This window comes from Neobacillus soli NBRC 102451, from assembly GCF_001591665.1.
GTDB lineage: Bacteria > Bacillota > Bacilli > Bacillales > Cytobacillaceae > Neobacillus > Neobacillus soli.
This window is the reverse complement of the sequence record NZ_BCVI01000053.1, coordinates 24,393-36,280: the sequence shown is the minus strand read 5'-3', so window position 1 is coordinate 36,280 and position 11,888 is coordinate 24,393. Positions and strand designations below refer to the sequence as shown.

At 44.3% G+C, this 11,888-nt stretch carries 7 protein-coding genes; 2 read left to right on the top strand and 5 right to left on the bottom strand.

The window, feature by feature from the left end; genetic code table 11:
• Nucleotides 1-158 precede the first annotated feature (158 nt).
• Nucleotides 159-2,111, bottom strand: coding sequence for a hypothetical protein (locus BSO02S_RS18140; RefSeq protein ID WP_066070616.1), 1,953 nt, complete (start codon nt 2,109-2,111; stop codon nt 159-161).
• Between the two features lie 171 nt (nt 2,112-2,282).
• Nucleotides 2,283-3,878 carry a WG repeat-containing protein gene (locus BSO02S_RS18135; RefSeq protein WP_066070613.1) on the bottom strand — a complete coding sequence of 532 codons (1,596 nt, stop codon included), beginning with the start codon at nt 3,876-3,878 and terminating at the stop codon, nt 2,283-2,285.
• A 552-nt stretch (nt 3,879-4,430) separates the two neighbouring features.
• Here BSO02S_RS18135 and BSO02S_RS18130 point away from each other — a divergent pair.
• Nucleotides 4,431-7,427 carry a DEAD/DEAH box helicase gene (locus BSO02S_RS18130; RefSeq protein ID WP_066070610.1) on the top strand — a complete coding sequence of 999 codons (2,997 nt, stop codon included), beginning with the start codon at nt 4,431-4,433 and terminating at the stop codon, nt 7,425-7,427.
• Between the two features lie 186 nt (nt 7,428-7,613).
• On the opposite strand, the gene BSO02S_RS18125 is transcribed toward BSO02S_RS18130, so the two are convergent.
• Nucleotides 7,614-8,876 carry an MFS transporter gene (locus tag BSO02S_RS18125; protein ID WP_066070608.1) on the bottom strand — a complete coding sequence of 421 codons (1,263 nt, stop codon included), beginning with the start codon at nt 8,874-8,876 and terminating at the stop codon, nt 7,614-7,616.
• Nucleotides 8,877-9,057: 181 nt separating this feature from the next.
• On the opposite strand from BSO02S_RS18125, the gene BSO02S_RS18120 reads away from it, so the two are divergent.
• Nucleotides 9,058-9,429 carry a winged helix-turn-helix transcriptional regulator gene (locus BSO02S_RS18120; RefSeq protein WP_066070755.1) on the top strand — a complete coding sequence of 124 codons (372 nt, stop codon included), beginning with the start codon at nt 9,058-9,060 and terminating at the stop codon, nt 9,427-9,429.
• A 187-nt stretch (nt 9,430-9,616) separates the two neighbouring features.
• Here BSO02S_RS18120 and BSO02S_RS18115 read toward each other — a convergent pair whose 3' ends face one another.
• Both BSO02S_RS18115 and BSO02S_RS18105 read right to left on the bottom strand, forming a co-directional pair.
• Nucleotides 9,617-10,738, bottom strand: a complete 1,122-nt coding sequence (locus BSO02S_RS18115; protein WP_066070605.1) for a 3D domain-containing protein — start codon at nt 10,736-10,738, stop codon at nt 9,617-9,619.
• 678 nt (nt 10,739-11,416) lie between these two features.
• The gene (locus BSO02S_RS18105; protein WP_066070598.1) at nt 11,417-11,818 is read right to left on the bottom strand and encodes a hypothetical protein; all 402 of its coding nucleotides are present in this window, start codon (nt 11,816-11,818) and stop codon (nt 11,417-11,419) included.
• Nucleotides 11,819-11,888: the final 70 nt, after the last annotated feature.

Genomic DNA, 11,888 nt, shown 5'->3' with positions numbered 1-11,888 from the left:
ACGGTTTACTGTCCACTTTGGGCAGTTTACCGTCCACTTTCAATTTTTTGACTACGATGCCGCCCCCCCTTTTTCAGTTGCCTATTTTAAGATAGACCAAGCTCAACCTTGTTTTTAGAAAAGCAAAAACCCCCTCTGCCTCAGAAGGGGTCTGGCTATTATTCACTTTTAAAGCTAAATTTCACTTTGGAGCTGGTGGTCATGCCTGAGCCTTTTACTGCTAGGTAGACGTAGCTTTTTTTCTTGCCGAGCTGCTTGATGTAGATTGTTGCTGTTGATGTGCTGGCTTGTTTGCTGGCAATGATTTTGCCTTTTGTATTATAGACGTACACGGTGTCGTATTTTTGTAGATTGCTGACGGTGATCGTGTCCGACTTTTTCTTGTTGTTTTTGATTGTGACCTTTTTCAACTTGGATGTTGAAGTTTTTTCACCGCCAAAGCTTACAGCAGTTTTGCCACTTTCCAACCAGGCCCCTCTTTGGGCCGTAATATAAAGCGTGCCGCTTTTTGGACCGATTTGTGGAAGGTAGACGGTTACGGTTGAGCCCGCTGCTTTTGGAGCGGCTAATAGTTTTCCAGCGCTGTTGTAAATTTTGATGGTATCACCTTTTAGAACCCGTGTAACGGTGATAACGTCACTTTTACCCGTGTTGTTGGTTGCTTTTAGCTGAGATGCACTTAAATTTGGTGTATAAGAATAAGACTTGAATTGGGCGTCACCTAGAACCACGCCGTGATACCCTAAGGCGCCTCTACTTTGCTTGATCAATACTTTCAGATTTGTTGTCCCATTTGGAAGCTTTAGTGATAACGGCTGGATTCCCGTCGCTTTCGTCACGCTTTGCGAGTGAATCAAGCGGTTATTGGCGTAGAAATAAATGTTAGTTTTTCCATAGTCGCCGACAACCCATTTGGAATCTAATGATAATCTTGCTGTGAACGTATTGAAATTCATACCGGTAATATCAAAAGTGGCATATCCTTCATCATAATCCAATCCGAAGCCCGCTGTCGCTAAGCTCCCATCTACATATTGGAACGGTGAACTCCACCACTCTCCAACAGCGTAGTTTCGCGACTCGACTGCCCCGACTGAACTAGTATCTGCGTTTCTAACCACGACTGGCTGTGCTTCCGTTGTTTTCTTAACGACGGGATTGATAAAAATAACTTTTTGCTCGCCGCGGGCACCCCGGATTTGCTTGGTTATTAAGAAAAGATTTTTTGTACCCTTCGGTATTTTTAATCGAATCGATTGAACGGGTGTGCTCGGTGACATTTGTTTTTCATAGAGTTTGTAGTCATCGGCATAAATCGCGACAGCCGTTTTTCCAAAGTCGCCTACTGCCCATTTTGAATCAAGTGAGAGCTTGGTTTCAAAAATGTTGTAGCCCATTTGATCGATATTGTATTGGACTTTTGCTGTGCCATCCCCCCGATAGAGGCCCACACCCTCGGTTGCGATTTTTCCCGTCATATCTTGAAAGGGTACTTGATACCATTGACCGGAATAGTAATCTCCTGAAATGACATTTCCACCAATCGTATTTAAACTCGCTTCTTCCCCTAAGGATTTAACCACACCGCCTGTTGAAAGCCGTGCATTATCAAGGATAACAAGGTGCTCTCCCTTGGCACCGGACAATTGTCTAGCGATAATCTTCAGGTTTTTTGTGTTTGCTGGGAGATCTAAATGAACATTGAGGCTTCCATTTCCAACGGATAGTTGACTTTCATATAACAGGTGGTCATCAGCAAAGATACCAACAGCAGTTTTGCCATAATCCCCAACTGAATTCTTTTTATCCAAGGTAATTCGCGTATCAAACGTCGTAAAACCCATGTTATCAATGTTGTAGGTAGCATACGTTTTGTAATAATAATCGCGTGAAAATCCGATGCCGCGGTCAATGATCTTGCCGTTTAGGTCCTCAAACGATTCCCAATACCACTTGTTTTTATAAATTGAACCTTCGTATTGAAGAGGTTCCATTTCATCTAAATAGGTAACCGTTGCCGCGTGAGATTCTTTCGGGGCAATAATAAACGTGAACATAGCCGCGAAAGAAACAAGCATGATTATTCTAAAATAACTTCTGATAGTTGACACAATTTCCCCACCTTATCTATAATTTCCCTTTTATTATAATTAATAGAAAGATAGTTAACAATCTATTTCTCTAGGAAATTAGTCACAGGGTGGATTTTTTTCGTGATGGTGCCTGACACCAGTTTCCCCACAAACAAAACAGGCTTGGATCATCCAAGCCTATTAATAACGTTAATAATAGGTTAATTTAATGACAACCTTGCCTTTTTTATCAATAAATCCTGCTTTGCCGTTCTTCTTGACGTAAACAAGGCCCTCGTTGAAATTCCCTACTTGATCATACTGCGGAATAATGACTAGTTTCCCCTTTTCATTGATGAATCCATTTTTACCTTTATAGGTAACACTAGCTAAATCGTTGTTGCCCTTGTAAAAAGGATTAATTTCGCTATATTTTGGTTTGACCAGGACTTTTCCTGTTGAAGTTAGTAGTCCATATTTCGATCCTTGCATCACCCGAATCAAACCTTTATGTTCCAACGGGTCGATTCGGTCATAAATTGGTTGTATGATGACTTTTCCCTTGCTGTTCATTGCGCCTTCTTTGTTATTTTTTTCAAAAATAACAAAGTCATCGGTAAACTCGCCATCGCCATACGTTGCGAGTCTCAATGAGTCATAGGATGGCTTGACAATAACCGTCCCTTTATCATTAATCACACCATATTTATTCTTTTGTCTAGTGATCGCCAGCCCTTTTTTGTTAAACAAACTAATCGAATCATAGCTGAAGTCGAGAATCACTTCGCCCTTTTTATTAATCGCGCCGTACTTCCCGTTCTTTATGACGACTGCGGCATTTTGCCAAAATTCATAGAGGGAGCTTCCATCACCATCGTAGGCGGCTTCATACTGCGGTTCAACAATGATTTTTCCAGTGGTATCAATATAACCCAGCCTATCACCGGCTACGACGGGAGCCACACCTCCTCTAAAAACAGCAACGGAATCATAGGTCGGTTCAGCGATAATTTCTCCCTTCGCGCTAATAAAACCGTATTTTTCGTTCAGTGTCGTTTGGGCAAACCCATTATAAAACAGTGAGATCCGATCATATTTGGGTGCAGCGAGGATCTGCCCCTGTATTGTAATCATCCCGTATTTCCCATCATTTTTTATTCGAAATAACCCATTTTTATAAGAAACGATCGATTCATATGCGGGGGTGACGATGTCTTTCCCTTGCTTATCGATTAAACCGTACTTTTTAGCTTGTTTGACAGTAAATACGCCATTCGTGTTTTCGGTGATTTTATCATAGGTTGGCGGTAGGACAACCTTGCCTTTTGTGTTGAGAATTCCATACTTACTTTTACATTTGTAAAAGGCTACCCCATTGTGAAAATCACCAATGAGATCGTACTTCGGTTTAACGATGGTTTTACCAGCTGTATTGATTAGTCCATATTTACTATTCTTTTTAACTATGATTGGATTGGAAAAACCGTCCTTGGCATCAGCATATTGCGGTTTGACAATGACTTTTCCCTTTTGATTAATGAAGCCGTATTTATTATTCTTTTTAACGCGTAATAAATTCGTTCGCTTCGTTTGATCAATCTGTTCGTATAGCGGTTTAATGGCCACCTTACCCTTTTTATCCAACATGCCATATTTCCCATTTTGCTTAAATAAAACTAGACCATTTTTGAATTCATTTCCAAGAACTTTCTTACTGCTCGCGGCATTTGTGGGCGATTGTAACGTGCCCATTAGCAAACTAAAGAGAATAACAACCATGAGACAAACTTTTAAATAATTTTTCATATGCATGCACCCCCTATTCATCCAAATTATAGCATCATATCCCTTGGATTTTCCATTACTAATGATGTCCGTTCCATCATTTAAAATGGCACGGGTTTCGCGCTAGTGCGGGCGATTTCCGACTATCCTCTAGTCACACAAACTCAGGAACATCACACTTCCCCTTTCTCTAAAGATAAAATATTGGGTATAATAAAGGAATATGGATTTTTATGGTGCCACCACGTGGTATTGCTTTAGTTTCATTGTGGTGTCATTGTGGTTTCATTGCGGTTTCATTGTGGTTTCATTGCGGTTTCATTGTGGTGTCAGGCACCATCCGTGGACATTTGTCCGTCTCCAGTGGACAAATTAGTGGAATTAAACCGTGGTTTTAAGTTTTGTTTATTTTTTGCGTGGTTTTGTGTATTTTTTGCGGTGTTTTGTTTATCTTTTTGAGGGTTTTGTCTATTTTTTGAAGGGTATTGTTTATTTAGACATTATCTGGTAATTCATAGGGCCTCCGCAGCCCTTTTTAAAGCCATTGCCACAGTTAAAGGAGTTTTTGCACGGATGCTTAAAACAAGGTTTATGAAATTGTTGACAACTAGATTAGGGGAAGGTCGTTTTCTTCTTACTGCCGAGGATGAACGGGGTCATGTGATGAACCCCATTAGATGGAAGAATCTCGTATTTAGTAGTCATGAGGAAAGCTTCTTTGGAACACTCCTAGAAACGGAAACCGTAGACGGGATAGAAGGTGTGGCGGTTAGCGGCTGGCAGCTGGTCTCACTTTTTGCAAAAGAGTCATTTAATCACTTTATCGAATGGGACTGGAATGAGCAATCGGAGATTTGTTTGGCGGCCGCCCATGCCCTCCATGAAGGCATTTTGGAAAAAGACTGGCTGCCTGACTTTTCGGTCTGGGGCCCTGAAGGCGCATTTCGCTGGAAGCTTCCGGAACGAGTGAAGGATGAATTTGGTCCGACTTTTTGGGAGCAGCGGATTGAGGATGGTTCTGAGGTGGCGGAGGACGGAACCAGCCTACCCAACGAAGACGGTCTCGGAACGACCAAACATTATATCTCCGATCTATATAACAGTGCCCTCGATGCTTATTTAACGAGAAATTCTGCGATGAAAGAGCTGTTCGGGCCGAAGCTTGACTTGCTCCGTAAGCAAAATATATCCGGCGGCGAGCTGGCCCGCTATTTTGATGAGGACAGCTGGCTGGAATGGGTTGGGATTAAGGAAAGCGACACGCCGTTTACGATTGGGCTCCGCTTGGATGAACCTGTGGATGGTGAAGGGCCGTGGAGCCTTGATGTCTTTTTGCGTGGCAAGAAAAATGTCGATGAGATTTATGACGTTGATGGTGCCGCGAATATTCCGACGAAATGGAAGCCATTTTTAGAAAAAGCTGCCCTTGAACAGGATCGCTGGGCACGTTTGATTCCGTGGCTCGGTGAGGATGGCGCCTTCAAAACGCACCTGAGCGAGGAAGAAGCATGGATGTTTTTAACTGAAGCAAGTGAGACGCTGGTGGCGCTCGATGTTGAAATCCTCCTTCCTTCCTGGTGGCAGGCAATGAAAAACGCCAATTTGAAGGTCAAAGCGTCGCTTAAGGGATCGTCGAGTCACCGTCCATCTTTTGTTGGGCTGCAGGCGATGCTCGATTTTAACTGGCGTTTTTCGATGAACGGTGTCGATTTGTCCGAGGAGGAGTTTGGCCAGCTTGTTGAGGAAAAACGTAGGCTTGTCTATATTCGCGGCCGCTGGGTCAAGCTTGATCCGCAATTCATTCGCCAGATTCAAGATTTGATGAAACGTGCCGAAAAAGAAGGCTTGCACGTCCGCGATTTGCTCGAGCAGGAGCTCGCTGAACCGACTGCTGCCGAGGATGAGCTTGAGAATCCAGCCGCGTTTGCAAAAATTCAGATCGAGCTGAACCGACAATGGAAGCAAATGGTGAAGCAGCTGTCGGAAGTACACGAAATTCCGCTTGAAACTGTACCTTCTGGTTTGCAAGGCGAGCTCCGCCCCTACCAGCAGCTTGGCATGAGCTGGCTCTGGTTCCTGCGGCGGTATGGGTTTGGCGCCTGCCTCGCCGATGATATGGGTCTTGGCAAAACCGTCCAGCTGATTGCCTATTTATTAATGGTGAAGGAACAGGTTCGCGATGAATTGGCTGTGGTGCCTGACACCAAGGGCCGCGGTGCGAAAGCGGTGGTGCCTGACACCCGTGATACGAAAGGTCGGCGCAAGAAGGATGAAGATGCTGCTCCGGTTAAGGCGAAGGTTCCGACGAAGGCGGCGCTGATTATCTGCCCGACTTCGGTGCTTGGGAACTGGCAGAAGGAGCTCGATCGCTTTGCTCCGGAGATGAAGGTGTATCTGCATTACGGCTCGCACCGCCTGAAGGAGGACGATTTTTCAAAAAAGGCTCTGGATGTCGATGTTGTCTTGACTTCGTATGGGTTGAGCCATCTTGATTCCGAAGAGTTTGAATCGATGATTTGGAGTTCGATTGCGATTGATGAGGCGCAAAATATTAAGAACGCGCAGACGAAGCAATCGAAAGCGGTGCGCAGGCTGCGCGGCCGACACCATATTGCCTTGACGGGGACGCCGATGGAGAACCGCTTATCTGAACTGTGGTCGATTTTTGATTTTACCAATCACGGCTATCTTGGCAGTTTAGGGCAGTTCCAGAAAAAGTTCGTGATTCCGATTGAAAAAGATGAGAAGAAGGAAAAGGTGCAGCAGCTACAGGCATTGATCCGCCCGTTCTTGCTAAGGCGCACGAAAAAGGATGAAGAGGTTGCTCTGAATCTTCCTGATAAGCTTGAGCAAAAGGAGTACTGTCCGTTGACCGCAGAGCAGGCCTCGTTGTACGAGCAGCTCATCCACGATACGTTTGCTGAAATTGAGAAATTGTCGGGCTTTGAGCGCAAGGGATTAATTTTACAAATGCTCAGTAGGTTGAAACAGTTGTGCAACCACCCTGCCCTCTATTTAAAGGAAAAAGCGGCGGGGCGCGAGCTTCTCGACCGCTCCAATAAATTGGAGAAGCTTGTCGAACTGATTGAGGCGGTTTTGGAGCAGGGCGAAAGTTGTCTGATTTTTACCCAATACATCGAGATGGGCGAAATGATTCGGGCGACGCTGAAGAAGAAATTTGGCATTGAGGTGCCGTTCTTGAATGGCAGTGTGGCGAAGACGAAGCGGGATGAGATGATTGAACGGTTCCAAAACCAGGAGTTCCCAGTGTTCCTACTGTCATTGAAGGCAGGTGGAACTGGGTTGAATCTAACGGCGGCAAATCACGTGATTCACTATGACCGTTGGTGGAATCCGGCGGTCGAGAACCAGGCCACCGACCGTGCCCACCGAATTGGTCAATCCAGGTTTGTTCACGTCCATAAATTGATTTGTACCGGCACGCTTGAAGAGAAAATTGATGCCATGCTCGAGAAAAAACAAGACCTAAACGACCAAATCATCCAAAGCGAAAACTGGATCACCGAACTATCGACCGATGAGTTGAAGGACTTGGTGTATTTGGGGTGATTGTGGTGGTGGTGTCAGTGGTGGTGTCAGGCACCACGCGTGGACATTTGTACGTCTACAGTGGACACAAACCACTATGGGACTCTATAAAGGTTAGCTTAAGCCAGTCTGTTGACTGGCTTTTTTTATTAACCTCGCTTTAGATCATTAGAAGATGATTCCCTGCTCATGCTAGAGTATGAGATGTTAATTTTTAACATTCAATTGTCCGCCGCTGGCGGACAATTGTGTTTCGACGGTGCCTGACACCATTGCTGAAACCATTGCCTGTTGGTCTTTCTGCTCGAGTGTTCGACTCCAGTTTGTTAAGATTGCTGCTGCGAGTACCATTAGGGCGCCTATCCATGTGGTGTGGATGAGTCCTATTGTATCGGTGATGATGCCGCCCAAATAGGAGCCGATGGCTATTCCTGCGTTGAAGGCGGCAATATTGACGGCAGATGCCACGTCGACTGCGCTTGGGACGAAACGCTCCGCTAGCATGACGACGTAGACTTGTAAGCCGGGTACGTTCATAAAAGCGAGCAATCCCATAAAAATAATTGTAATCAGCCCAGTTATTTTGAACGGGGCCGTGAACATTAAGGCGAAGAGGACCACGGCTTGGATGATAAACATATAGAATAAGGACCCGATTGGATTGCGGTTTGAGAGCTTGCCTCCGATCACGTTACCAATCGCAATCGCTAAACCGTATGCGAGTAAAATAACCGCTACGGATCCTTCCTTAAATCCGGTTATATCCTGCAGTAATGGTGATAAATAGGTGAAGACAACAAATGTCCCGCCATACCCCAGGGCAGTAATTGCGAATAATAGTAAGAGACGGCCATTGGTTACGAGCTTGACCTGATCGCGAGGACTGGTTTGAGTTCCTTTTTTCAAGAAAGAAGGAACGAGAATCAGGTTGGCGATGAAGCCGATGATGCCGACGGCAACAATGATGACGAAGGCCAGGCGCCAGCCGTATTGCTGGCCGATGAATGTTCCGAACGGCACGCCGGTGACGGTGGCGACGGTGAGGCCGGAGAACATGATCGAAATGGCGCTCGCACGGCGGTTGGCCGGGACGAGGTCGGCGGCGATGGTGGAGCCGATTGACATAAAGACGCCATGGGACAGGGCTGAGATGACGCGGGCCGCGAGCAGGACAGTGATGGTTGTGGCGCTGGCGGCGATGCTGTTGCCGATGATGAAAATGATCATGATCCATAGTAATAAGGTTTTGCGTGACATGCGTGATGTCAGCGATGTCAGGACGGGTGCGCCGAATGTGACACCGAGGGCATATAGGGAGACCGTCAGTCCTGCGGTTGTCACTGGAATGTGTAAATCATCGGCGATAAGCGGCAGCAGGCCGACGCTGATAAATTCGGTTGTTCCTATTGCGAACGCACTGACAGCTAAGGCCAGCAGTGCGAGTGTGCTTTGTTTTTTATTTAAAGGCATGGTGTTTCCTCCTAATTTTGTGTAGTTTTATATAAATAAGTAAAATTTTTATTTCTCCCGGCAAATGTTATTATGGGGTATATGAGAAATTATGAGAAGTACGCACTTTTAAGTGATATAGGTACCCCGTGGTGCTATAGGTACTTTTAAGTACCTTTTGAATAAGGAGGATTTTTATATGATGGAGAAAAAGAAATATAATATCTCAGTCGAGGCAACGCTGGAGGTGATTGGCGGGAAGTGGAAGTGTGTCATTCTTTGTCATCTCACCCATGGGAAAAAGCGGACGAGTGAATTGAAGCGGTTGATGCCAAATATTACGCAAAAAATGCTCACACAACAGTTGCGGGAGCTGGAAGATGATGGTGTCATTACTCGGATGATTTATAATCAGGTCCCACCCAAGGTAGAATACGAGTTAAGTGAATACGGTTGGAGCTTGGAGGGAATTCTTAGTTCACTCTGTAATTGGGGAGAAAAACACATCACCAAGGTTTACGGAGATAAATTCTCTGTTTTAGAGGAAGGTGTTCTGAACGATCACCTGAAATGATGGTGTTTATGATGTTAATGGTGTCAGGCACCAATCGTGTCTGTTGTGTAAACGGGCGCTTGCGCTTTTCTTATCTATTCTTGGTTTAGAATCTACCATTTTGGGAATTATCCATATAAGATGAACTTTTGCAGCAAAAAAAGAGGCCAACTACTTTTCAGTATCAGCCTCTTTTCTCTATATATGATTATTCTAAAATGACAATTTTCACGGTTTTTCTGCCCCATGATAATGCGGCTGCTGTTGATGGCAATAGGACGTCAATTTTGTGGCCCTTGATGGCGCCGCCGGTATCACCTGCGACAGCTATGCCATATCCTTCTACCCAAACTTTGCTTCCTAATGGAATTACAGATGGGTCGACGGCAATTAATTTCATATGCCGATTCTTTCTAATATTGTAGCCGGCTGCTGTTATATGATAGGACTCTTCGGGACTGTATGCCGTTGCGGTGACATACATCTCTGTGCCTTTTACCGCTACACCCAATTTTTCTTTTGGCGCAGTGGTTGAGGTTGAGGATGATGTTTGACGAGTCTTTGCCTCGGCTTTTTCCCTATCAATCTTTGCTTGAATATCTTTCATCTGAGATTCAATGCCTGCTTTGTCTTGTTCTGCAAGCGCCATTTGTTTGGCGATTTGCTTATACTTTTCTTGCATGACAGTTAGAGCCTGTTGTCTCTTTTGCATGTTTTGATCAAGGGTTGCCTGCTGTTTTGCAAGCTCGTTTTGATCATTTTCTAAAATTTGTTCTTGGCTATCAATCTCTTTTTTATCCATTTCAATCTGTTGAAGGTCTTCCTTCTGGGAGCCTAAGATATCCTTATCCGCATCCATTAGTTCGGACACAGCGCTGGCCCGTTGGATAAAATCTGCGATACTATCAGATTCAAAGAATAGGTTGATAATTACATTGACACTATCATTTTGTTGAAGAGCTACAGCCCTCTTCTTCATGATCCCTTTACGGGCAAGGATTTTATCCTCAAGGGTGACGATTTCTTCCTTTTTCTTTTCGATAAGCTGGTGTGTTTCGTTTATTTTCTGCTGTGTTTTTGCCATTTCCTCTTTGTTCTTGGTGATTTCGTTGTAAAAGGATTGTAAATCTTGTTGAATTTTATCTATTTCTTGATTAACTGTCTGCTTTTCTTGTTCTTTTTGCTCTACGATTCTTTGTTTTTGCTCAAGCTGCTGCTTGGCATTATGTAGGGCATTACTGTTTGTTTGTGCATATGTAACCATTGATCCCGATACACATAACAGAATTGTAAGTAACATGAGAATAATACGCTTTGTTGTCTTCTGCATACGCTTCCCCTCCTTATCTGTATAGTTATATCAGAACAATGTACCAGCTATGTTACAAAAAGATTAAAAGTGTATCACATTTTGTCTTAATAGAAAGGAAAGTGTCAATTCTGTGGCATAACAGTGTTAAGATTTGGAAGGGGATCAGGTCATAAAAATGGTGTAAAAAAGTGGTGTCAGGCACCGCCCGTGGACAAAACCCTCGATTGTCCGCGTGGGGCGGACAGTTTGTTAATGTGTCTCCATGAAATGAAAAAAGGGGTTCCAATATAAACCCGATTGGATACCCTTTTTCTAATTTTTCTAACGGAACGGGGTTCAATATGCCCGATTGGATACCTTTTTTCCTAACCTTTCTGGCGGAACGGGCTCCAATATGCCCGATTGGATACCTTTTTCCCGACCTTTCTAGCGGAAAGGGTTCCAATAAGCTCGATTGGATACCCCTTTTCCAATTTCCCCTTCGGAACAGGTTCCAATATGCCTGATTGGATACCCTTTTCCCGACCTTTCTAGCGGAACGGGGTTCAATATGCCCGATTGGATACCTTTTTTCCCATATCCCCTTCGGAAAGGGCTCCAATATGCCTGATTGGATACCTTCTTTCCAATTTCCCCTTCGGAACGGACTCCAATATGCCCGATTGGATTCCTTTTTTCCAATTTTTCCGAGGTGCTTTATTCGCCTTCCAGCTTCCTACCTGCCGCCAGAACGAGCAGCTCTTTCTTTTTTCTTGGCCGGTTTTTACAGTAGGGGGAGTAACCAAAGAAAGTCACTTTGTCTCCTTCTTTAATGATCAGGTGGTTCAACATATCGAACACCTCTTCTTCAGAAAGTTCGCGGCCGCTTTCTGAAATCTGTATGGATTGTGATGTCAGTTGGATATTGTAATCGCTGTTACGGAAAGAAATGTTTGTGCTGCTGACAAGCGGAATGGATCGATATGGAGTGTTCTTAGTTGGTTGGGGTGACTGATTTGAAAGTGTGACTGCATCGTAAAAGCTTGGTTTTTTCGTAATTATCAATTGTTGGTTACATCCTCTTTCTCCGATAAAAATTAATGATTTCTTTTTAATCAAGCGCAATACCTCCAAATATTACAAATATCTACACCAATTATTATTATTCGACGATAATTTCTCTTTTCCT